Raw genomic sequence first — 24,032 nt, forward strand, 5'->3', positions numbered from 1 at the left:
CTCCGGTCAAAGAAACCAGTCTCTAAGCGGTAAGGTAGCTGCGCCCACTGCAACTGGGCAATCAGTGACACCGGCACAAACGATTTCAGGCATTGGTCGTTTCGCTCCGCGCCTGAATTGTGCGTACACATCAATTCTCGGTATCACTTTTTCAGCCAGCTTAGTGGGAATATGCCCGCCAATAATAATAGCTTGGCTATCCAATAACGCAGAACTTGCTGTAGCAACTAAGTCAAAAGAGTCCTGTACCTTGTAAATCCACTCGTCAACGCCGGGCCATTCCGGATCAAATACCTCATTCAACCGGTACATAGACGGCACATCCACACCGTGTTTAAGCAGTATTCTTTCAAGCAATTTGAGATTGGGATGACTGTACAACTTGGCGGGCAACATATCGCCAAGTTCACCGGCGTTGCCGTGCGTTCCTCGGATCATATCACCGTTATTTATCAGGCCGCCGCCAAAGGCACTGGATACGAAAAAATAAACAAAGTTCTTGTACTTGCGACCTACGCCAGCAATTCCCTCCCCTGCCGCCGCACCGGTGCCGTCGTTGACTACCCATGTTGGTAACAAAAACGCCTCGGCGACGGTTTCAGCAATGTTGATTTCTGCCCATTCTTCGATTGCGTGGTGGGTATTCATTTTTCCGTCACTGGAACTGAAAAAGCCGGAAATACCCACCCCTATCCCCAATACTCGTTCTTCGTTAATACCGTGTTCGGTAGCCATGTCCTGTGCCAACTTTACCGCCTTGTTCAGTACCGACGAGATACCCATGTCATCCAATGACACATGGGCAGTGGCTACGACTTCACCTTTAAAGTTCATCAGCGCAACGGCAATGGCGTCTAATAGTATCGACAAACCATAGCAATACGCATATTGCGGATTCGGTTCAAGACCCGATGAGGCTTTACCAGATCCGCAGGAAGTGCGCACCAGACCGTCTTCGAACAACGAATTTACCAGGCGCGACACGGTCTGTTGGGGAATTTTCGTACGATCAGATATTTCTCGCTGAGTTACGCCGTGGCTCCAGAATATTTCGCGGACAATAGCCCTAGGGTTGTCCTGCAGTAGCTTTTCTCCCTTTCCAAGAACAAAAGCCCCGCGTAACAATGTATTATTTTCTTTTGATGTCAGCATATTTTTAACAGTGGTTGCGGCATATTTATGCCCTACCTATTATACTCAGTTCCCGGCGAGGCTCTAGCGAAGCTTTACTCGATACAAATAACTCGAAAGTCATTCACATTGGTTCGTGTTGGCCCAATTATGACGTGATCGTGCAACTGATTAAAAAAGCTAAAACTATTGTGCGCGGTAAGCATGGCTTTCACGTTGAGACCAACAGCCGATGCCCGTTTAAGCGTGGTGTCGTCAATAAATCCCCCCGCCACGTCCCGACTGCCATCAACACCATCCGTATCTGCAGCCAATGCACTTACTCCCGGGGCTTGTGAGAGTGCATGAGCAAGCGCCATCAGATACTCCTGGTTCGGCCCACCATCTCCTTTAGTATTGCCCAAAGTTACCGTTAACTCGCCGCCGGATACAAGTAGCACCCGCTTGCCCTGTTTCTTATACTCAAGCGCGAGTGCAGCATGACGCTTTGCCACAGCTTGTGCTTCGCCTGTTTCGGTATACGAAATAACCTCAGTGACCCAACCTGCTTCAGTGGCTTTTTTCACCGCCGCGTCAATGGCGTGGTTCGCATTGGCAACCAATTTGTAGCTACCAGTGACAGATGGCAGTGGAGGCGCATGGCGAAGGTATTGCACAACAGTAGCATTGGTATCAAAGCCGTATTTATCGAGTATACTCATGGCGTCGTCGGGGGTAGTGTGATCTTCCACTGTTAACCCAGAGGCGATAAACGCCGGATCATCACCCACCACATCTGAAATCACAAGGCTAGTATTATTGCCTTTCGACGCCGCAGCCAACCGACCACCTTTGATAAGGGATACGTGCTTGCGCACAGTATTCACTTCTTCAATACTCGCGCCGCTTCGCAACAGAAATTTGTGCAATGCCAACTTCTCATCCAGCGTTACGCCCATCGGCGGCGCGCATGCCAGAGCAGAGCCACCACCTGAAATAAGAAAAATTACCTTGTCAGACGAAGACACCCTGGCGGCCATCTCCAACAGCGCTTTTGCGCCTTCGACACTGTTTTCGTCGGGCACTGGGTGCGCCGCCAGTCGAACCTCTATCCTGCCGGTAGGCTCTTTACTTTCGTAACCGTAACGCGTGACAACCATGCCATAAGCGTTGTCACCGAAATACTTATAGGCTTCAACTGCCATGTCTGCTGCCGCTTTACCTGCCCCTAATATGCATACGCGATCCGCGGGTGAAAAAGATGAAAAGTGGGTGGGCAAACAGTATTTTGGTTTGCTGACTCTTACCGCCTCTTCAAACAACGATGTTAAAAATGCTTTGTTCATAATTAACCCTTTTTACAGCCTATGAGAAAAGTGATGGCAAAGTGAGACAAACAGCCAGCATGGCTGCAAAGAAGCCAAGTAAGATCAGGGTATCGCTCATAGTAAGAATGGAGTGGAACGCAAAGGTTTGGCGATATTCGGTGTAACCTTCCTTTGCAGGTAACAATGTGCGGGCCAATAGCGATATCATACAGGTAACCGCAAACCCAATAACATTCCACCAGAACCAGAAGATCTCGGGAGCAAAAAGCCATACTGCAATATTGCTGCCCACACCAGCAATTAACCCCAGGTTCACATGTTTACCCCGCAATGTACTGCTGGCAACGGCCAATAGGAAAAGCGCTAGGATGGGGCCATAAAACACAGACCCCACTTTGTTGATGGCTTCTATAATGGTAGGCGCAATGTTACCCGCGAAAAGGGAAAGCACTAGTGTAACAACGCCCCAGATCAGCCCCGTGATTTTGGCCACATTTAAGTAGGTTTTGTGATCCAGTTCCCGGTTAGCAATTCTACAATAATCTTCCACGGTGACCGCAGACAGTGAATTAATGGCAGAGCTAAGTGAAGACATCGCTGCCGACAAAATGGCTACGATAAGCAGACCGATTAACCCGTGGGGAAGGTAATTTAAGATGAACGTGGGCATCAGCCAATCAGGGTTGTCGTTTGGAATTTTACTAAAGAAATCGGCGTGAGTAAGGGCTAAAGTACCGACGATTAGACCAGAAAAACAATACAACAATGTAATAGGAAAGCGAATAATGCCGTTAGCGACTATCATTTTACGCAAATCGTTTTCATTCTTTGCCGACAACGCGCGCTGCGCCTGAGTTTGGTCGCAGCCATAATAGGACGCGTACAATACGATGCCGCCAAACAACATAGGTAAGAAGCCAAAGCCATCACCACTAAAGCCGAGGGAAGAAAAATCAATCGCAGTGAGCCTTTCTTTAGGTGCAGACGCAATAAGTACGTCCAACCCGCCTAATGCGTGTAATCCAATGGCAATACACGCAATAGTGCCCAACACGATAATGACCATTTGAATGGCATCAGCATAAACCACCGCTTTCATACCGCCCTGAAGCGAGTACAGCACAGTAATGATACCGGTCAGGACAACGGCCTGCCAGGCCTCAATTCCCATGGTTCCCTGTAGAATGATTGACACAGCATAAATCATGATCCCCGTTGCAAAGGCACGGCTGAACTGAAAAACAATACTGATTAAAACACGGGTTGAGCGCCCAAAGCGCTGCTCGAGAAAATCGTAGATACTCACCACACCGGATTTATATAGAGAAGGCAAAATCGTCCCAAGGAGTAGGATCATGGCAATGGGAATACCCAGTTCGTAGGACAGCCAGATCATGCCTCCACCATCGCGAAGCCCCACAAAAGCGGGCGCAGAAATAAAGCTAATTGCAGAGAGTTGGGTGGCCATCACCGACAGAGTTAGTGGCTTCCAGCCCAGAGATCTTCCCCCCAGGAAATAGTCGCCTTTATCTTCCTGCTGACGCAGAGCAAAGCCCATATACAGCAACACACCAAGATAACCGATGACCACAATATAATCTAAAAAATTCATAGGCTGTTCTTATTCGGTCGAGAAACAGGATGCTGACGCCCCCCTTTGAGGCCATCAGCGCTAGTGAGTATTCGTCATCGAATCTCTTAAACTTAAAAATCGTACCGCACACGGAAAGACACGCGACGGGGTAAAATTGGACGACCAACAAAGTACGATTCACCGGCAGTCTGGTTGTTGCCTAATCGCGGTGACCCTTCAGTAATACCATCTGAGTCGAACAGATTCCATACCGCAATGCTTGCCCGTACCCTTTCATTGTCACCAAACTCCCACGTATAGCCCGTGTCCAAACGGAACACATGGAAATCATCAAGTTCAACAGTATTGGCGTCGTTGGTATAGTTCTTTCCATGGTAATTGTGATAGAAAGAAATGTCCCAGTCGTCCAGCGTATAACGCAACGATGAGTTAAACATGACTTTAGGCTTTCTTCTCAACTCGTTGCCAACAACGGTCGGATCTGAGTCGTACTCCGTAAATTCGTGGTCAGTATAGGTAAAGTTTGCGTCGAAGATGAGGTCATCAGTGATATTATAGCTACCTACCAATTCTACGCCGTACGCTTCCGTAGACTGAAACACGGGAACTTCTACGGCAACACCATTCTCGTCATTAACAAAGTCTACCGACCGTCTATCCTCTAAATCTGTCTTAAACAGTGCTACCGTACCTATGAAATCTTGTGTGAAGAATTTAGCTCCTAATTCAGCCTGTTTGACGATCTCACTTTCGTAGGAGCCCGGAGCACCACTGGGATCAAATGCCACACCACGCAGTTCCGGAAAGAAAAACCCCCGAGAGTAGTTAGCATACACATTAACGTTGTCTGTCATCTTGTACAAAGCCGCTACCGAGTACGCCACTTCTGAATTAGAAACTTTCCCGTGGGTCAAAAGGCCGTTGCCCGTGACATTCATTTGCAGATCTGAATAGAGTTGCGGATCGTCATTAACTAAAACAGATTCACTACCTTCACGGGTAATCGTACCGTCGATGTTTTCCCAACGTAAGCCAATGTCAATTATCCAGTCATCATTTTGCATTTGGTCGGCAATATAAAACGCGGTTCTGCGCGCTGAAATGGTTGTATCAGAGAAGCTGATACCCGGGCCACTTACGCCATTTTGGCTTGCGATAACACTGTTGTTTAGCTCATCGGTAATGGTAAGGTCCACCAGTCTTGCCTGGTTATTAAACTCACCCAGGTAGCGGGTAATGACATTGTTGTCTTCTGCTTCTGCACTTGAAAAGAAAGTACCAACGGTAACACTGTGAGAAAAATCAGCAATATCCAGGTATTTCACAATATTCAATTCGGATGAGAAGTCCGTAGCCGGTCTGTCTCTGTCTAGGATCCTGTTGGCAAACAGCAAATCTCCCTCTGGCAATGCGATGTCTGTCCCAGCGTAGGTAAACTGTGCTGTTCCAAGTTCATCCAGACCTCGGTTTGCCAGGTACTCACTTTGGGTTTCAGGTACATTAATTATTCCGTCACCATCGAGGAAGAGGTTAAACTGATGGTCATAGCTCGCGTACTTTGCCCTTGCTAACACGCTGAAATCATTGCCCAGATCTTTTGAAAACTCCATTGACACAGAGCCGCCTCGCGTCGCCGCCCCCTCTTCGATCGGTGTGCGATAGCGCCCATCAGCGGTATCGTAAGACAGGCCAGAGGCATAAAATGTTTGCGTCGACTCAACCTCTTGACCGTCATTGCCTACAACCCGGTTGCGACTTTGCGAATCCAGTGGAATAGGCAGGAAAAACTGAACCTGGTCATCAATTGCCTGACCATACAGTGTGAAGTAACCGCTGCCATCGTTAAACTCTTTGTGGATATTGCCACGGATTTGGTACCCTTCTGTCGGCAATCCCGTATCAATGGGACCCTCGTCGTAACGATAGAAACCGGACATGGCGTAATACAAGCCCTGTTCGTTTAGCGGGCCACTGGTAGCAAAATCAATGCGTTTGCGGTTGTTATCTGAGAGCTCCAATTGAACAGTACTTTCCGAAACGTCAGTACCCTTTGAAGAAATGTAGTTAATTACGCCAGCTACCGAACCCTGACCAAATAAGTTAGACACCCCACCACGCACAAATTCCACCCGCTCAATACCCAGATCATTGCGGAAGTAAACATCATAGGCCGACGAGTTCAAGCCAAAGGCACTGAATGTTGGAGAACCATCGTACAATAATGGTGTGAATTGAAACTGGCCCGATGATGGCAAGCCTCTCACCTGCAGATTTGTCGCTACTTCACCACCGCCCCCTTCTACTTTAACGCCCGGTACATACCGAAGTACGTCAGCCTGGCTGCTCATCGAAAGTTTGGCAATTTCCTGTGCCCCCATTGAAGTGGTCGACTGAGGAGTTTCGGCCATGAGACGGGCTCGACTGGTGCCAGTTACCACAATCTGTTCAAACTTGGCATCAGACGTTTGATCTCCCGTGGCCTGGCTGCTGTCCTGAGCGATAGCGTTACCAGACAGTAACGACGAAATAGTAGTAGCAAGAAGTAGCATTTTCACTGTGTTTCTCCGACATTTTTTATTCGTATCTGATGTTGTATCCCGGCTTCCCACACGCCGTATGCGACACCGTCGATTAACTTCATATTTACAATAAAGCAAAAATTAACCGCCTTCAACCCAAAATGGGTTTTAATTATAAATTTATGTGGCATAATCCGTATAAACTAAACTCATATTGGGTAAATTTAATGTCAAAGATTGAACAACGCGACGCGCAATTAGCTGCGGACGCCAAAGCAACCCTCATTAAGAACGATCTGGGAGGCTACACAGTTCCCACCCACGGACTCTACCCGTTTCAATGGAACTGGGATTCCGCTATTGTCGCCTTGGGCTGGCTGCCGTTTGACGAGCCCCGTGCATGGGAAGAAACAACCTCATTACTGAGTGCGCAATGGAAATCAGGCATGATTCCCCATGTAGTTTTTCATCAGCATTCAGATACGTACTTCCCCGGTCCGGATATCTGGGGCGTAAAAAACTCGCCAGACAGCACGTCAATTACCCAGCCACCTGTATTAGCGACTGTGATACGGCGCTTGTTTGACGAGGCTAAAGACCGAAAGCTCGCAGAATCCCAGATCCAAACTATCGTTCCACAACTGCTTGATTATCATCTATGGTGGTACAAACAACGCGACCCGGAAAACACCGGCTTGGTAGTGAGTTATCATCCTTGGGAATCTGGGATGGACAACAGCCCAGCATGGGACGCTGCCCTTGAAGCGGTACCGTGTGTTGACTGGCACTACACCCGCCGCGATACCAGTCATATTGATGCTTCAGAGCGTCCACATAAAAAAGAGTACGATCGCTTTTTATATTTGGTGGACTTTTTCCGCAAAATGAATTTCGATGACACCTTAATTTATCAGGATTGCCCATACCGAGTTAACGATGTCAGTATTATTTCCATTTTGCACCGCGCTACTAAGGATTTACTGGATCTGTGCGCAGAGCTGGGAATTAGCAATGCACAAACCCGCTATTTGGAAGATCGTCTTGCATTGACACAATGTGCAATTGGCAAGCTATGGAACGTTGAAACCAACCTGTTTCACAGCTTTGACACCCGAAGCAATACTATGTGTAAGGCGCGCACGTCGGCTGGTCTACTGCCATTTTTTGCAGGTTTGGTTACTGACAACCAGGTTACCCCAATGACCTCGGAGCTTGATCACTGGCTAAAACACAGTCCGTTCGCTATTTCTTCCACTCATCCGGACGATCCGAATTACGAGCCTCAGCGCTACTGGCGCGGCCCTATCTGGCTACATATTAACTGGATGATTGCATTGGGAATGGAAGAGTACGGGTTTACAAGTTACGCAAGGCGTATCACTGAAGCAAGTCGTGCATGTATCTATACCAGTGGCTTCAACGAGTCCTTTCACGCAGAGACAGGCGCAAGAAGTGGCGGTGCGGACTTTTCGTGGACAGCTGCAATGGCATTGTATTGGTTGCTTCCGGCGCCAACCAATGACAATTAAAGTCGTACGTTGTCGGAATGTCACAACGGCTAGAGGGGCAATTGCGCGTCCTTCTTACCTGCTATAGCGACAAGGCGCCTATATGTGGGCGCTTTGTCGTCGCAGCCTTAAATGACGCAGATAGCGCGTTACCGGTGTCTGAGCGTCAGCACATGGGCATGTTGTTAGCCATACACCCATGGGAAACCTTCTTGTTTGAATAAATGCACAGAGTTCCATCTCAGGACTGAATCTTCATGACAGGCATTTGTTGGTAATGTATCCTATGCCTACCCTCTCTTTTCATCTTGTTTCTCAAGGGAATTTTTGTGGCAGAGACCCTCGAAAGTAAGTCAGCACAAAGTCAGCTATGGGCACTGAACAGTGCATTAAACGATGGCCGTTTTGTTTCCGTCAGGAAAATGCTACACGAGCTGCCTTCCAGTGACGTTGCCCTAATTCTTGAATCGAGCCCCACCAAAACCCGTGATGAGTTGTGGGAGCTCATTGACGCCGATTTTCACGGCGATGTATTAGAAGAACTGTCTGAAGACGTGCGCAACGGTATTATCAGCAAGATGGTACCGGAAAAGGTTGTTGATGCCCTGGAAGAAATGGACACCGATGACCTGGCAGAAACCCTGAGCAGTCTGCCTGACGAAGTGTTGCAGGGTATTTTACAGTCCATGGACACCCAAGACAGAATGCGTGCTGAGCAGGCGATGTCTTACGGTGAAGAAACCGCTGGTTTCATCATGAATACTGACACAATTACCCTGCGACCTGATGTTACTGTTGATGTTGTTCTGCGGTACTTGCGTTTAAAAGGCGATTTGCCTGAAAACACCGACACCTTTTACGTAGTCAACAGAACCGATAACCTCGTGGGGCTTGTGCCCGTAGCCCGTCTGCTCACTGCCGATCCGGAAGACAAAGTGGCTGAGGTAATGGACGACGACGCCGAAGCTGTACCAGTCAATATGCCGGATAACGAAGTCGCAAGCCTGTTCGAACGCTACAACTGGCTTTCAGCCCCTGTTGTCGATGACAAGCACAGACTGGTAGGGCGTATAACCATCGATGACGTTGTCGATATTATTCGTGAAGATGCTGAGCACTCAATGATGAGTATGGCCGGTTTGGACGACGAGGAAGACACCTTCGCACCTGTGTTGCAAAGTACCCAAAGACGTTCGATCTGGCTGGGCGTCAACCTGGTTACCGCGTTAATGGCAGCAGCGGTCAGTGATTTATTCGAAGCCACGTTGAGTCAGTTAGCCGTGCTGGCCATACTTAATACTATCGTTCCCAGTATGGGAGGCGTAGCAGGTAACCAGACCCTGACCCTGGTGATTCGCGGTATGGCATTAGGACATGTAAACGGAAGCAATGCCCGCTGGCTGGTAAGTAAAGAAATTGCCATCGGATTTTTAAACGGCATGATATGGGCGCTGCTTATCGCCACTGTCATCGGTGTATGGAAGCAAGATTTAATGCTCGGTATCGTTATCGCGTTCGCCATGATGGTTAACATGATTGCCGCAGCATTATCAGGGGCAACGCTGCCGATGATAATGAAGCGACTTAAGATAGACCCAGCCCTTGCCGGCAGTGTCATTCTTACCACGATCACCGATGTAGTTGGGATATTTGCGTTTCTTGGAACGGCCACATTATTGTTAATGTGAATCAAGGAAATAAAAAATCGGCATGCGAGCCGATTTTTTATTTAATAACTTTAAGGTTGGGTTTGCCTTTCTTCGGCGGTACAGGCGCTTTCTTTGCGTCGCCTTCGGAAACATCACCGGATGGTCTGCTTCGTGTTCCGTCATCAGTATCAACTGATGACGAGGTAGTTTCAGATGCACTGATATCCTCCTCAACGGCGAACACCGTACCGGCTCCATTTTCTCTGGCGTAAATTGCCAAAACAGCCTGACAGGGAATAAACAACTGCCGGGGTTGTCCACCAAACCTTGCCTGGAACGACAACGCATCTAAATCCAACGCAAAATTCACACAGGCGGCCGGAGAAACGTTCAATACTATCTGGCCATCTTTGACAAATTCCCGTGGCACATCAACCCGCTCTATTGTGGCATCAACAACAATATAAGGCGTGAGCTGATTGTCTACAATCCAATCGAAGAATGCCCTAAGCAAATAGGGCTGGTTTGGCGTCATTGTATTCATAACGGATTGTGGATTTCGCGTTCCTGATCCGTCAGAGAAGCTTTGAAAGAACTACGGGAGAAAATCCTGTTCATATATGCATTCACTTCCTTGCTGCCATTGCCGGTAAGGGTGATACCCAAAGCTGGCAAACGCCACAACAAAGGAGCTAAATAGCAGTCGACCAGACTAAACTCTTCGCTCATGAAATAAGGCATCTCAGCAAAAATAGGACCCAGGGCCAATAAGGCTTCACGCAATTCATTGCGTGCAGCTTCCACATCACCTTCATTGCGGAAGATGCGTTTTGCCAAAGAATACCAATCTTGCTCTACGCGATGCATCATTAAGCGGCTCTGGCCACGGGACACAGGATAAACCGGCATCAAAGGCGGATGTGGAAAACGCTCGTCGAGGTATTCCATAATAATATGGGATTTATAGAGCACTAACTCTCTGTCTACGAGTGTAGGCACTGTACCGTAGGGGTTCAGATCAATGAGATCCTCAGGCAAATTAGTAGGATCAGTATAACTAATTTCAACACCTACGCCCTTTTCAGCCAACACAATACGAACCTGGTGACTGTAAATGTCGATGGTATCTGAGAACAACGTCATGATTGAACGCTTATTCGCGGCTACGGCCATTCATTTTCCTCCGTCGAGAGTATTTCGCCGACAATCAACTATTCCCGGCAACACATGCTAAAAAAGGGGGCGGAATGCCCCCTTGCGTATTATACACAAATTCGCACCGTTTAGTGCACTTCCTTCCAGTATTCTTTTTTCAATAAAAAGACAAAGAAGAATAAGACAATGATAAACACCAGGACCCACTTGCCTATACTTTCAGACTGCAGACGGAAAGGTTCGCCACTGTAAGCGAGGAAATTGACCAAATCAGCCACGGCCTGATCATATTCTTCTGTACTGAGCGCGCCGTCACCGTCAGTCTTAATACCGACAAACTGCTCTTTCATTTCACCGTCTATCATGGTTTCTTCATGGGTTAGTCTGGGCGTTCCCTGAAGGGGCTGAAGGACGTGGGGCATACCTACATCCTTAAACACCGCGTTATTCACACCAAAAGGTCGACTTTCATCCACATAAAAACTGCGCAGGTAGGTATATATCCAATCTGAGCCTCTAACGCGATTCACCAGCGTTAAATCCGGTGGCGCGGCACCAAACCAGGTCGCGGCATTATCTTCGGGCATAGACCTGGTTATGTAGTCGGTAACTTTCTCACCGGTGAATTGAAGGTACTCTTGACCCAGTTCATCAGGAATACCTAAGTCACTGAAGGTGCGCTGATAGCGCTGATATTGCATAGAGTGGCAACCCAAACAGTAATTCATAAAGATTTTAGCACCGCGTTGAAGCGACGCTTTATCTGTTAAATCAACTGGTGCCTTGTCCAGGTGAACATTACCTCCAGCAGCAAATACTGCGCCGGGTAGGAGAAAGGCTAGCGCGATTATCAACTTTCTCATTTAGGGATCCTCGCTGGTACAGGTTTTGTTTTTTCGTTTTTGCTGTACAGGAACAGCGCAACAAAGAAGCCAAAATAAAACACTGTGGCTATTTGCGACGCAATAATTTTCCAGTTCTCCTGTGGCGTACCACCAAGGTATCCAAGGAAAACAAACACCGCGGCAAAAACCAACAGGTTGACTTTGTGCAACCCACAGCGATAACGCCAGGACTTCACTCTCCCCCTGTCTAACCATGGCAAAGCGAACAGCGCAGCAATAGCACCAAACATGGCAATAACACCAAACAACTTATCGGGTACGGCTTTCAAAATCGCATAGAAAGGCGTGAAATACCAAACTGGGAAAATGTGCTCCGGTGTTTTCAGCGGGTTGGCAATTTCAAAATTTGGATGTTCGAGGAATTTACCGCCCATTTCCGGCGCGAAGAACATGATGTAACAGAACACAAACAGGAAAACACTAAAAGCCACCAAGTCTTTCAAGACAATATGCGGGAAGAAAGGCACTACGTCATCGGCGATGTCGTATTTGCTAGTGTAATACTCATGGATTTCATAAGGCGTTTTTTCACTTTCTGACAATGAGCCTTTTTTGTGCTTAATTGCCACACCGTCAGGGTTGTTAGAACCCACTTCGTGTAAAGCAATAATATGCAGGAATACCAGAATAACGATCACTAGCGGGAGAGCGATCACGTGCAGGGCAAAGAAGCGGTTTAGCGTTGCGCCCGAAATAACGTAGTCACCCTGAATCCATATCACCAGATCAGGCCCAATGACGGGAATAGCACTAAACAAGGACACTATTACCTGAGCGCCCCAATAAGACATTTGTCCCCACGGCAATACATAGCCCATGAAGGCCTCTGCCATCAATGCAAGATAAATGAACATGCCAAATACCCACAGCAATTCACGGGGTTTTTGGTAGGACCCATAAATCATGCCGCGGAACATATGCATGTATACCACGATGAAAAACGCCGAGGCACCAGTACTGTGCATATACCGGATGATCCAGCCAAAGTCCACTTCGCGCATGATGTACTCTACCGAGAAAAATGCCCCTTCAGCGGTAGGGTTATAGTTCATAGTAAGCCAAATGCCAGTCACGATTTGATTCACTAGCACAATGGTGGCAAGAAAACCAAATACATACCAAAAGTTCATATTGCGCGGGGCCGGATATTGGATAGCGTGCATATTCGCCACCCGCATCATTGGAATGCGCTCTTCAATCCAGTTCAAAAAAGCATTCATAATTAAACAGCCTCCGCTTCTGAACCAATGATCACAGTGGTGTCATCAACAAACTGATAAGGGGGAACAACGAGGTTCAATGGCGCGGGTACACTCTGGAATACCCGTCCAGCCATATCAAACTTAGAGCCGTGGCAAGGGCAGAAAAAGCCATCAGGTACACCCTCAACAGCCTCTTCGAATGCACCGTCTTTCAGATATTGGGGTGAACACCCCAAGTGAGTACAAATACCCACAAGGATGAGATATTCTTCTTTTAACGAACGATAGCGATTTTTTGCGAAGGCAGGTTGTTGTTCAGCTTCGGAGTTTGGGTCACGCAGAATGTCTTCGTGGTCCGCCAGCCCTGCCAGGGTTTCTGGCGTCCTTCTTACAATCCACACCGGCTTACTGCGCCACATCACGCGTATCAGTTGTCCGGGTTCGATTGCACTAATATCAACCTCGACGTCTGCACCAGCAGCTTTCGCTTTCGCACTCGGGTTCCAAGATGTTACAAAAGGAACAGCGGCGCCCCCGACTCCCACTGCACCAACAACTGATGTCGCTACCGTCAGGAACCGGCGGCGGGTGTTGTCTGGCTGGGTTTCGCTGAGTGCAGAGTCTTTTGCATCAACTGATACGTTACTCATCCACATAATCTCCAGATTCGGATTAAGAGCCCGTCACATTATTTTAACAACTTTAATGAGATCAGAGCTCGGTTCGGCCTGTTTTCGTCTACTAACACTGCTCAACTTGGGCGTTGAGTTGGTGTCTTTTGTTATTTTAGTCAAGGATGATAAGGGAAAACCCCTTAGAGTTACAAGGTTTTATCACTTTAAAAAAAAGATGTAATGCGCTCGATCAATACCAGCGATATTTCCGGTCATCACACTCGCCCAACGAAAGTATAGACCAAGGCTTCCTGGATGGCAGATAGGTGATAATTATTTAATGGCGGTGATTGTCTTCACCAAGGCTATGGGGCTTAAGTGCCAGCGATTTCCAGTCGCCAGAATACAAGAGAATAAAAAAACCCGGCATATACCGGGTTTTTTGAAACAGTGGTAAGCGAAAATTAACGCTTTGAGAACTGTGGCTTCTTACGTGCTTTATGCAAACCAACTTTCTTACGTTCAACGCGACGTGCGTCACGTGTAACAAAGCCTGCTTTACGCAGTGAAGGACGCAATGCTTCATCGTAATCCATCAGTGCACGGGTAATACCGTGACGGATTGCGCCAGCTTGACCGTTAGAACCACCACCCTTAACAGTGATGTAAAGGTCAAACTTTTCAGTCATTTCTACTAACTCAAGTGGCTGACGAACAACCATGCACTCGGTTTCGCGGCCAAAGTACTCATCAAGAGCACGTTGGTTTACTACGATGTTACCTGTACCAGGACGCAGGAACACACGAGCAGTAGAACTTTTGCGGCGGCCTGTGCCGTAGTATTGAGTATCTGCCATGTCAAACGCTCCTTAGATGTCCAAAACTTGTGGCTGCTGTGCTGCGTGCTTATGTTCAGCACCAGCGTAAACTTTCATTTTGCGGAACATTGCTCGGCCCAGAGGACCTTTTGGCAGCATTCCTTTAACTGCTTTCTCGATAACCATTTCAGGTTTGTGAGCAATCAGTTTTTCAAAGTTCGTCTCTTTCAGACCACCTGGATAACCCGTGTGGGCGTAGTACATTTTACCTTGCGCTTTGTTACCTGTTACGGTCACTTTCTCAGCGTTAATAACAACGATATAATCGCCAGTATCAACGTGAGGCGTGTACTCAGCTTTGTGTTTACCGCGCAGACGGCGCGCAATTTCGGTCGCAAGACGACCTAAAGTTTTGTCAGTGGCATCTACCACGTACCAGTCACGTTGTACCGTTTCTGGTTTAGCAACAAAAGTTTTCATTTCAAAATCACCCGAAAAATTCTTCGTTACAGATTACCGGAAAAGCCGGAAATCTAATTAAAATCAATGACCGGACCCCTTCGAGCCCATTGATTCTTCCACCTTCCCAAAGGTGGGTGTAACTGGGCAGGGCGCGAATTATACAGGATTTGGGCAAAAAGCGAACCCCAAAGTGATAATTTGGCTAAATTAATTGAATTATTGCCGGGCTTTCTACCCATAGATTTTAGTCTTGGGCTCCGGCTTGGTTTCTGACGCCTCCGAGATTCTATGCAGGGATTTACCGCCCGCCCTATCAATAGCCCCTTTGGGCTACTATGAGTCTTGTTGCCTAAATAAAGAAAAATGCAGTTTTTGTGCAATACTATGGCAATAGTTTCTCTCGTTACTTTTTTTGGAAGGGTTCGATGTCTTTTCGCGACATTTTAACAGTTCTGTTATTAGCTCCCACGCTTATTGCTCATGCTGCCAATAGAGAATATACGCTAACAACATCTTTTGCTGGCGAGAATTACGGCATCTACCACATCGCCGTGTTAAATGCGGCCATGGACATAACCGAGGAAGATTTTGGTGAAGCAACCATCAAACATCACCCCCTGCCCATGTCTCAAGGGCGACAAATAATGACACTGCGTCACAAAGAAGCCGATATTATGTGGAGTGTCACTACCGACCAGCTCGAAGCAGATTTACTACCAGTGCGATTCCCCCTGATCCAAGGCCTCGGTGGCTATCGCGTTTTCGTTATTCACAAAGACAGGCAACCGGATTTTATGCCCAATCAGACACTGGACAACATTAAGCTCATGTATGCCGTTCAGGGCGGTGACTGGCCGGACACTCGCATCTTGAAAAGTCATGATTTTCGCGTTTCGTCAGCAAACTGGAGCGACTGGTACTCCACAATGTATCGCGGTCTTGAGGAAGGTATCGTTGATTATTTTCCCCGCAATGTGGTGGAAGTTTACCGCGATTTAAACCATCACAAGCGCCCGAATCTGGTGATGGAACAAAATCACCTCCTCGTGTACCCGAGTTACGAATATTTCTTCGTCGGTCCTCACCTACCAGAGTTGAGACAAAGATTGAAAGTCGGGCTGACGCGATTATTAGAGACAGGTGAGTTAGCGCGCTTGTTCAACCAGTACCCAAACCACCAAAAAGCAAAAGCCATGATTGCCGATCCCCGTCGCCAAAAGCACTATTTAACCTCCCCCTTACTGTCTTATGAATTGGAAGGTACTAATTGGTCTAGCCATCCGGAAATCATGGTCAACGCGTTAAACGCTATTACCGACTAATTTCTGCACCAGCCTGTTTTGCCTTTTCCCACAATTGTTCAAGCTCTGGAAGCGTGTAATCTTTAACTTTCCTGTCGGCACCAGCTGCATACCGGCAGACTAGCTCAAAACGCCCCTTAAACTTTTCACTGGCAGTGTTGAGCGCTCGTTCAGCATCCACATTGCAATGCCTGGCCAGATTTGTCAGTGCAAAAAAAGCATCACCAATTTCTTCCTCCAACCGCGCCGGTTGAAGTGTTTCCCGGGTTAACTCGGTCTTAACTTCGTCTATTTCTTCTTTGACTTTGTCTAAAACCTGCATGGGTTGAGACCAGTCAAACCCCACTTTCGCACACGCTTGCTGCAGAGCAAGGGCATAAGCCCATGCCGACTGCGGCTCAGACACATCAGCAAAAAAATCAGTGGGTTTTTCTTTTGACATCTTCTACGCCTTTTAGCTGTAACAAACGGGACATCACTTTGGCCAGCACTTCGCGGTTAGTCACCTCAACAGACACAGTAATTAGCGCCGTTTGCCTTGACTTGTCGCTCAAGCTATTTACCCCGAGTAACGCGACCCCTTCATTGGCAAGTACAGTCGTAATATCCCGCAATATCCCCGTTCTATCCGTACAATAGATATCGATGGCGGTTTCAAAGCCCACCGACAAGCCAGAAGACCAGCTTACTTCAATCTGGCGTTCCGGGTGCTGCTCTAACAAATGCTGCAACTGGTCGCAGTTTTCCTTGTGTACACTCACGCCCCGACCCTGAGTAATATAGCCAAGGATGGCATCGCCCGGCACTGGTTTACAGCAATTTGCCAGCTGACTCATCAGATGCCCCACACCTTCAATGACAATGGTGTCTTGCTTGCCTTTTGCACCAGCACTGCGTCGTTTTTTTACTTTTGGGCTAATGTCATCCTGGGCTGGCGCCGATTCAGGCTCCAGCAATTGCTGAATATGATTCACCACTGTCATGACGCGAAGATCACCTGCGCCAATTGCCGCGTACAAATCATCTACATGCTGTAAATTGTATTTCTCACAGGCTTGCGGTGGCACTTTAGCCGGCAAGTGTGCGCGGCTGAGTTCCCGCTCAATAAGCTCTTTACCAGCTTGCTGATTCTTTTCTTTATCTTGCTTTTTAAAGAAGGAATGAATAGTAGCCCGGGCTCGTGATGAGTGCACATAACCAAGGCCTGGATGCATCCAATCCCGGGATGGATTTAACGCCTTACCAGTGTGGATCTCAACCTGATCACCACTTTGCAATTGATATGTAAAAGGCACAATCCGGTTGTTCACTTTCGCACCAATGCAACGATGCCCCACATTGCTGTGTATGTAATAAGCAAAGTCCAGTGGTGTCGCCCCCAGTGGCAGGTCAACCACATCGCCTTTAGGTGTGAAAACATAAACGCGGTCATCAAATACCTGACTGCGCAGTTCCTCAACGAGGTCACCGCTTTCCGCAACCTCTTCTTGCCATTGTAAAATGCGTCTGAGCCAGTTAATACGCTCGTCGTATCCCGATGCTTTTCCGGTTGAGCCTTCTTTGTATTTCCAATGCGCCGCTACACCCAACTCCGCATCCTGATGCATTTGCTGCGTGCGGATCTGAATCTCAACCGGCTTGCCTTGCGGCCCTATTATAACGGTATGAATCGATTGATAGCCATTGGGCTTCGGTGTGGCGATATAGTCGTCAAACTCATTGGGAATATGTTTGTAATGCGCGTGCACTGTGCCCAGCGCCGCGTAACAATCCTGAAGCCGTTCAGCGATAATCCTGACCGCGCGAATATCAAACAGTTGTTCGAATGTCAGGTGTTTTTTCTGCATCTTTTTCCAGATGCTGTAAATGTGCTTTGGGCGACCGTAAACTTCAGCTTTAATATGATTGTTGTCTACCAACGCTTGTAATTCGGTGACCACATTTGAGATGTAATCGGCTCTGGCTTTGCGTTTACCATCGAGCTGCCGGGCAATATCTTTGTAGGTTTTCGGATGTAAATAGCGAAAAGCCAAATCTTCCAGTTCCCACTTTAATTGCCCGATGCCCAACCTGTTTGCCAACGGGGCATAAATAGTCGCACACTCACGGGCAACCATCACCCGGGTTTCTTCGTCGGCTTTCTTCACCTGTTGAAGTTCGCATATTCGCTCGGCCATTTTAATAACCACAGCGCGAACATCTTCCACCATCGCTAACAACATGCGGCGGATACTGTCGATATGTTGTTCGTCAGGCACTGATAATGCCGATTCTCCCCGCCTGCGAGTGTGAAGGGTTTTGATAGCATCCATGCGCCTGACACCACATATCAAATCGCTGATATCGTGCCCAAATTCAGATTGAACCGCTTCATCTGAAAGCTCGTGCTGCTCGCAATACGGATAAACAAGGGCCGCCTGTAACGTGACGTCATCCATGTTCAACTGATGCAGAATTTCAACCATTTCCTGACCGATGAGCAGGCGCTCAGGCATATGGGATACCGCTTTTAATTTGTCTTTGGTGGTGTCACTGAGCGACAAACTATCCAGCCACACATCAAAAGGAGGCCGATCGGGTTCGTGAACTTTTCGTGTTGATACCATAAAACATCAACTCGCTTTTCTGGTGTTTTTATTGTCCGTGAACAGCATCATCATTTCAAGATGCCGGGTTTGAGGGAACATTTCAATAAGCCCCACTTTTTCCATGTGATATCCAGCATCCAAGAGGCAGCGAATATCACGGGTTAACGTACTTGGATTGCAAGAAACATACAAAATTGATTTTACCTTGTACTCCGCCAGTGCTTCACATACCGCCAGCGCCCCTTCTCTGGATGGATCAATGAGCACCTTATCTATACCGTGGCGAAGCCCTGTTGCAATGGCTTGTTGGTCGAACAAGTCTCGGTGTGCCCAATCAATGGACGAGATGCCCTGTTTTAGCGCATTGTGTTTTGCGCGCTCTACCATGTTGGCGACACCCTCAACTGCAAACACAGAAGCGCCGCGCTTTGCCAATGAGAGTGAAAAATTACCCAGCCCACTAAACCAGTCAGCGATCCGCTCTCCAGGCTTAGGTGCCAACCAAGCCATTGCTTGTTCTATCATGCGTTGATTGACAACTTTGTTTACCTGCACAAAGTCGTTGGGTGAGGGACTGAGAAAAAGATCGCCTTCAGTCGTCACTCGAAGCGGAGCTGCCTCATGAAGTACCACTACTTTTTCATTGTGTTCCCACTGCATGTTTACACCGTGATTACAAGCAAATTCTTTAAGCGCATCCTGTAATGATTGAGACGGTGGACGGGTAAAGCGAAGTGCTACACTGGCAACATTGTCTCCCGCCAGCAAACTGACATGCCCCAGGTGACGTGTAGCCGGATGAGGCAATAATACTTGCTTTAAAGGAAGAATGAGCGACTGCAGTGACGCAACCAGTACCGGGCAGGTATCAATATCTACGACCTGACTACCACTGGCCTCACGGTATCCAATTTTTGGTTGTTTAACATTGCGTACATCAACGGCAAGTCTGGCCTTTCGCCGATATGCCTCTCGCGTACTTTTTACCGGGGGTTGCCAAGGAATGGTACTTACCCCCAATTGTTTCTGCCAATAAGAGGAAATAGCCTGTTGCCGCCATTGTAGTGCATCGTCTGCGTTGACATGTTGCAGTTGACATCCGCCGCACCGCTTCGCTTTATCGCAAAACGGCATTACCCGGGAGGCACTCGCGTCAACTACCTTTTTAACACTCGCTTTAGCACGGTTTTTCTGACTTTGTGTGACAGTTACTGACACTGTCTCACCAGGAAGCGCGCCGTCAACAAAAAGCACTGGCTTTTCATCTTTACACACCCCCTGCCCCTGCATGTCCCATTGATGAACATACACCGTTTTAGTACCAGCAAGGGGTTTACTTTTTTTTCCCGGCTTGTAAAAACTCACCATACACTAACCCTTCGACGACTCTAATATAACGGTGGCGGTTGCGTAGTGTTGCTCATCAGAAATTGAAACATGACTACCAGTCACCCCTTTTTCCTCACACAGTTTGGCAAATGCGCCATTAAAGGTGAGAAAAGGCGCGCCAGATTCCTGGTTACCGACTTCTACCTGGTGCCAGCCGATTCCCCTGCCAATACCAGTACCCAATGCCTTCACCGCAGCTTCTTTTACTGCAAAACGCTTTGCCAGATAACGGCAGGGCTCACCACTTTGCTGAAACACACGCATTTCCCGAGCAGTTAATACCCGGGCAGCCAGTTTTTCAGAGCGCGCCAGTGCAGACGCAATGCGGGCAATCTCCACAATATCTGTTCCCATACCTACGATTGCCATACTTTACAGCGCGCTTCCCAATCTCGCTTCTTGCATGAGTACACGCATATCCGTGACGGCTTTTTCCAGCCCGTCGAAGGCTGCACGGGCAATAATTGCGTGACCGATATTGAGCTCAACCAACGTGGGAATAGCGGCGATGGGTTTGACATTGTGATAATGTAAACCGTGCCCGGCATTTACCTTTAAGCCCTGTTGATGGGCGTACTCAATACCGGTTTTGAGCCTTTGTAGTTCAAATTTTTGGCGCTGTTCTGTGGTTGCATCAGCATACTGGCCGGTGTGTATTTCAATATAAGGCGCACCGCATTCAACTGCTGCGTCAATTTGTTTTTCTTCTGCGTCTATGAACAAGGAAACCTGAATACCCGCCTCTGCCAATACATCACAGGCACGTTTGATACTGGCTCTGTTGCCGGTAACATCAAGACCGCCCTCGGTAGTGAGTTCTGCTCTTTTTTCCGGCACCAGGCAACAAAAAGCCGGTTTCACTTCCAGCGCAATGTTGACCATTTCATCAGTCACCGCCATTTCCAGATTGAGACGTGTATTAATTGTTTGTGCCAACAACTTCACATCACGGTCTTTTATGTGCCGTCTGTCTTCGCGCAAATGAACAGTAATACCGTCAGCGCCAGCGCGCTCGGCGATATCCGCAGCGTGAACCGGATCGGGATAACGGGTTCCCCGCGCATTTCGAAGGGTGGCGATGTGATCGATATTAACGCCGAGAAGAATTTCTTTCATTCCACGTTCTGCCTGTATTATTGCTGTGTGATGTGCATCTACTAATAAAAAATGTCGCAGCGCGTTTGTCTGCAACTATCGAAATAACTCTCTGCTTTTAAGGGGCTTGCCACCAAGCATAACATTTAGCGCCTGACGGTTGATTAACTTTGCTGCCCTCCGGGCCTCCGACGACCAGGTTCCCTCCCCCAGCGCCAATAATGCGCTGCCTGGGATCCTATATTTGTGATCTAACTGCTGACTTAACACATAGCCCTGCTCAGCGGAATATATATACCATGCTCCCTCTCGAATCGGCTCGCCAGACGCACCGTCTGAAAACCAGTCTGCCAGCATACCCATTTCTTCTAACAAGGAAAACTCAAACTCTCGTAATGTGAGCTCGAGATCAGCGGATGTCACAAGGCTATCCAGTGCCTGTTGATAGCGTTCAAACATCCACTCGCATGCCAGCCCCTGGGGCAAAATGCGATTGATGACCTCGTTGAGATACAACGCACAAAACAACGCTTTGCCGTGTAATACTAACGCATTACCGTTGTCTTCCAGCAATTTTACGTTTTTTAAATCTGTTTTGCCCGTTAACTGAAACCGCAGCGGGCGGAAGGGCTGAAGCAGGCTTTTCCTGTCTGACTTACTGTTGCGAATGCCTTTGGCTACCGCACTCACTCTGCCGGCTTCAAACGAAAAAAAATCAACGATGTAGGAGGTTTCCCGATATGCTCTTCGGTGCAATACATACCCCCGTAACCAATTATCCATCAACAGAAGGCCTTAGCTACGCTTTATGCGAACGACTTTCATAAATTCAAATGCAAGCCCGGCAACTGACGTTTGCTGGGGATAGTACGTCAGGTTAACCCGCGCCCCTTTTAACGACCGATAAGCCTGCTTGCGGCGAAAAACGAAAGGAACATCCACATTTTCTATCATCAGCGTATGGCGAATCCAATCGCCTTCCTCGCGCTGCACATGTGACACCACCTTACACTGCTCGCTATGGGTCAGTGCTGGGTGCTTTTGTGTCAGGAATTGACCTTCATTCAACGGGTTCAATCTCTTCAATCAACAGTTGCAGCGACTCACGCCCTCTAAACGTATTTATATCGAGTCGATATGCAACCTGTACACGCTTACAAATACTACTTGGCCAGACGGTGGTATCCACACTAAATGCAATGGCATCGACTTCTTCACCGTTGCTTTTACGCAGCACGAGTTTGAGATGATTTTTATTTTCGCCCACCATGCGCTGATCAACAACGTCCATAATGCCATCGAACAAGGGCGCGTCGAAACCCTGCCCAAAAGGACCTGCCTGACGCAATGTATGCGCCAGATCAAGTGCCAGGTCATCGGCGGACAACTCGCCGTCTGAGAGTATCACCTTATCACTATCAAGTCCGTTGAGGTGTCTGCGGGTTACCTTGTGCAATGCCGCTTCAAAAACTGGCAATGATTCCCGTGTCAAGCTCAGACCCGCAGCCATGGCATGACCTCCAAATTTGTCGATTACGCCGGGCCAAGCGGTATTCACTTCATCCAGTATATCGCGAATATGCAAACCGGGTATAGAACGAGCTGAACCTTTAATTTCACGCTCATTCTGATTAGCAAATACAATCACAGGGCGGTGATGTTTCTCTTTCAAGCGCCCCGCTACAATACCCACTACGCCCTGATGAAAATGCGGTTGATACAACACCAGAGCGGGAGGAAGTTCACCTTCCACACTGATAGAAGCCAGGGCGGCTTCCGCTTCTTCCTTCATTTCATTCTCGATTGCCCGGCGCTGAAGGTTTAAACGGTCAAGCTCGCTTGCCATGTGTCGCGCTTGCAGGGGGTCATCACACAGCAGACATTCAATACCCAGGGCCATATCTTCCAACCGGCCTGCCGCATTTAGCCTAGGGCCTATGACGAAACCGAGGTCCGTCGCTGTCAGATACGCCAGCGGTTTATTCCTGTTGGCCACTTCAAATAGCGCTTTAATGCCCGGACGACACTGGCCACTGCGAATGCGCTGTAAGCCTTGGTAAACCAGCACACGGTTGTTTTTGTCTAAACTGACTACGTCTGCCACGGTTCCAACTGCCACAATATCCAGCAAATTGGCCAGATTGGGCGCCGGGCGTGAGGGCGTGAACCAGTCCTCTCGTTGCAGCTTTGCCCGCAACGCCAACATGAGATAGAAAGCTACGCCCACGCCCGCAATACTTTTGGAGGCAAACCCGCAATCTTTGCGGTTTGGATTCACAATGGCGTCTGCGTCAGGCAGCGATGGGGCAGGCAGGTGATGATCGGTGACAATAACACGCAAGCCCAACGCCCTGGCATGGGCCACGCCGTCAAAACAGGCGATGCCATTGTCGACGGTAACAATGACTTCCGCGCCCTGTTGCAAGGCGACATCAACAATTTGTTTGCTAAGCCCGTAACCAAAATCGAAGCGATTTGGCACAAGGTAACTGATATGAGCAAACCCCATTTGCTTTAACGCCAGTATACACACTGCGGTAGAAGTAGCTCCATCCGCATCGAAGTCTCCCACTATGGTGATTTTCTTTTGTGTTTTCAGAGCATCAACCAACAATGTCGTTGCTTTGTCGATATCCCTAAGTTGCTCGTAGTGCAACAACGCTTTTGCCGAGGTGTTTAACTCGTTAATATCATTAATGTCACGCGCGCGATAAACCCTGTCCAGCACCGGGTGTAAATCGGCACTCAGGCGGGTATCAGCTCGCAGCGCGCGTCTGACGATTGGTAATGTCATG

General features: G+C 48.2%; 23 protein-coding genes. 4 read left to right on the forward strand and 19 right to left on the reverse strand.

All coding sequences use genetic code 11. From position 1 onward, the window contains the following. Positions 1–6: 6 nt before the first annotated feature. The 4 genes from KO518_RS03865 to KO518_RS03880 form a co-directional block, all read right to left on the reverse strand. Positions 7–1,149, reverse strand: coding sequence for an ROK family transcriptional regulator (locus tag KO518_RS03865; protein ID WP_216024722.1), 1,143 nt, complete (start codon positions 1,147–1,149; stop codon positions 7–9). Between the two features lie 77 nt (positions 1,150–1,226). Next, positions 1,227–2,456 (reverse strand): glycerate kinase, encoded by a 1,230-nt coding sequence (locus KO518_RS03870; protein WP_216024522.1) that lies wholly within the window; start codon positions 2,454–2,456, stop codon positions 1,227–1,229. 19 nt (positions 2,457–2,475) lie between these two features. Continuing rightward, positions 2,476–4,050: a sodium:solute symporter gene (locus KO518_RS03875; protein ID WP_216024523.1), complete on the reverse strand. Its 1,575-nt coding sequence runs from the start codon at positions 4,048–4,050 to the stop codon at positions 2,476–2,478. A 92-nt stretch (positions 4,051–4,142) separates the two neighbouring features. Beyond that, positions 4,143–6,581 carry a TonB-dependent siderophore receptor gene (locus KO518_RS03880; RefSeq protein WP_216024723.1) on the reverse strand — a complete coding sequence of 813 codons (2,439 nt, stop codon included), beginning with the start codon at positions 6,579–6,581 and terminating at the stop codon, positions 4,143–4,145. Positions 6,582–6,778: 197 nt separating this feature from the next. Between KO518_RS03880 and KO518_RS03885 the strand changes: the two genes are divergently transcribed. From KO518_RS03885 to mgtE, 3 genes are all read left to right on the forward strand, one after another. Beyond that, positions 6,779–8,080: a trehalase family glycosidase gene (locus tag KO518_RS03885; protein WP_216024524.1), complete on the forward strand. Its 1,302-nt coding sequence runs from the start codon at positions 6,779–6,781 to the stop codon at positions 8,078–8,080. A gap of 17 nt (positions 8,081–8,097) precedes the next feature. Beyond that, the gene (locus tag KO518_RS03890) at positions 8,098–8,283 is read left to right on the forward strand and encodes a hypothetical protein (protein WP_216024525.1); all 186 of its coding nucleotides are present in this window, start codon (positions 8,098–8,100) and stop codon (positions 8,281–8,283) included. Between the two features lie 105 nt (positions 8,284–8,388). Further along, on the forward strand, positions 8,389–9,747 hold the full coding sequence (gene mgtE / locus KO518_RS03895; RefSeq protein WP_216024526.1) for a magnesium transporter: 1,359 nt from the start codon (positions 8,389–8,391) through the stop codon (positions 9,745–9,747). A 37-nt stretch (positions 9,748–9,784) separates the two neighbouring features. On the opposite strand, the gene KO518_RS03900 is transcribed toward mgtE, so the two are convergent. The 7 genes from KO518_RS03900 to rplM form a co-directional block, all read right to left on the reverse strand. Further along, positions 9,785–10,252, reverse strand: a complete 468-nt coding sequence (locus tag KO518_RS03900) for a ClpXP protease specificity-enhancing factor (protein ID WP_371742237.1) — start codon at positions 10,250–10,252, stop codon at positions 9,785–9,787. Then, positions 10,249–10,881 carry a stringent starvation protein SspA gene (gene sspA / locus KO518_RS03905; protein WP_216024528.1) on the reverse strand — a complete coding sequence of 211 codons (633 nt, stop codon included), beginning with the start codon at positions 10,879–10,881 and terminating at the stop codon, positions 10,249–10,251. Before sspA ends, KO518_RS03900 begins: the two co-directional genes overlap by 4 nt. A gap of 110 nt (positions 10,882–10,991) precedes the next feature. Next, positions 10,992–11,726 carry a cytochrome c1 gene (locus KO518_RS03910; RefSeq protein ID WP_216024529.1) on the reverse strand — a complete coding sequence of 245 codons (735 nt, stop codon included), beginning with the start codon at positions 11,724–11,726 and terminating at the stop codon, positions 10,992–10,994. Beyond that, positions 11,723–12,988 carry a cytochrome b N-terminal domain-containing protein gene (locus KO518_RS03915; RefSeq protein ID WP_216024530.1) on the reverse strand — a complete coding sequence of 422 codons (1,266 nt, stop codon included), beginning with the start codon at positions 12,986–12,988 and terminating at the stop codon, positions 11,723–11,725. The genes KO518_RS03910 and KO518_RS03915 overlap by 4 nt, the downstream gene beginning before the upstream one ends. A 2-nt stretch (positions 12,989–12,990) precedes the next feature. Continuing rightward, positions 12,991–13,620, reverse strand: a complete 630-nt coding sequence (petA, locus tag KO518_RS03920) for a ubiquinol-cytochrome c reductase iron-sulfur subunit (protein ID WP_216024531.1) — start codon at positions 13,618–13,620, stop codon at positions 12,991–12,993. Positions 13,621–14,048: 428 nt separating this feature from the next. Further along, complete coding sequence (gene rpsI, locus KO518_RS03925; protein ID WP_216024532.1) at positions 14,049–14,441, reverse strand: 30S ribosomal protein S9; 393 nt, start codon at positions 14,439–14,441, stop codon at positions 14,049–14,051. A gap of 12 nt (positions 14,442–14,453) precedes the next feature. After that, positions 14,454–14,882: a 50S ribosomal protein L13 gene (rplM, locus tag KO518_RS03930; protein WP_216024533.1), complete on the reverse strand. Its 429-nt coding sequence runs from the start codon at positions 14,880–14,882 to the stop codon at positions 14,454–14,456. A gap of 407 nt (positions 14,883–15,289) precedes the next feature. Between rplM and KO518_RS03935 the strand changes: the two genes are divergently transcribed. Next, positions 15,290–16,186 (forward strand): hypothetical protein, encoded by an 897-nt coding sequence (locus KO518_RS03935; RefSeq protein WP_216024534.1) that lies wholly within the window; start codon positions 15,290–15,292, stop codon positions 16,184–16,186. On the opposite strand, the gene KO518_RS03940 is transcribed toward KO518_RS03935, so the two are convergent. From KO518_RS03940 to recJ, 8 genes are all read right to left on the reverse strand, one after another. Beyond that, positions 16,176–16,607, reverse strand: a complete 432-nt coding sequence (locus KO518_RS03940; protein WP_216024535.1) for a MazG nucleotide pyrophosphohydrolase domain-containing protein — start codon at positions 16,605–16,607, stop codon at positions 16,176–16,178. The genes KO518_RS03935 and KO518_RS03940 overlap by 11 nt on opposite strands. After that, positions 16,585–18,771, reverse strand: a complete 2,187-nt coding sequence (gene relA, locus KO518_RS03945; RefSeq protein ID WP_216024536.1) for a GTP diphosphokinase — start codon at positions 18,769–18,771, stop codon at positions 16,585–16,587. Before relA ends, KO518_RS03940 begins: the two co-directional genes overlap by 23 nt. A 6-nt stretch (positions 18,772–18,777) precedes the next feature. Further along, positions 18,778–20,121, reverse strand: a complete 1,344-nt coding sequence (gene rlmD / locus KO518_RS03950) for a 23S rRNA (uracil(1939)-C(5))-methyltransferase RlmD (protein ID WP_216024537.1) — start codon at positions 20,119–20,121, stop codon at positions 18,778–18,780. 3 nt (positions 20,122–20,124) lie between these two features. Next, positions 20,125–20,511: a holo-ACP synthase gene (gene acpS, locus KO518_RS03955; protein ID WP_216024538.1), complete on the reverse strand. Its 387-nt coding sequence runs from the start codon at positions 20,509–20,511 to the stop codon at positions 20,125–20,127. Between the two features lie 3 nt (positions 20,512–20,514). Continuing rightward, on the reverse strand, positions 20,515–21,258 hold the full coding sequence (gene pdxJ / locus KO518_RS03960) for a pyridoxine 5'-phosphate synthase (protein ID WP_216024539.1): 744 nt from the start codon (positions 21,256–21,258) through the stop codon (positions 20,515–20,517). Between the two features lie 75 nt (positions 21,259–21,333). After that, on the reverse strand, positions 21,334–22,020 hold the full coding sequence (gene recO / locus KO518_RS03965; RefSeq protein ID WP_252735888.1) for a DNA repair protein RecO: 687 nt from the start codon (positions 22,018–22,020) through the stop codon (positions 21,334–21,336). A gap of 12 nt (positions 22,021–22,032) precedes the next feature. After that, positions 22,033–22,305 carry a hypothetical protein gene (locus KO518_RS03970; protein WP_252735889.1) on the reverse strand — a complete coding sequence of 91 codons (273 nt, stop codon included), beginning with the start codon at positions 22,303–22,305 and terminating at the stop codon, positions 22,033–22,035. Further along, complete coding sequence (gene recJ, locus KO518_RS03975) at positions 22,298–24,031, reverse strand: single-stranded-DNA-specific exonuclease RecJ (RefSeq protein ID WP_216024541.1); 1,734 nt, start codon at positions 24,029–24,031, stop codon at positions 22,298–22,300. The genes KO518_RS03970 and recJ overlap by 8 nt, the downstream gene beginning before the upstream one ends. Position 24,032 lies beyond the last annotated feature (1 nt).

It is taken from the genome of Aestuariibacter sp. A3R04, assembly GCF_018860805.1.
Lineage (GTDB): Bacteria > Pseudomonadota > Gammaproteobacteria > Enterobacterales > Alteromonadaceae > Alteromonas.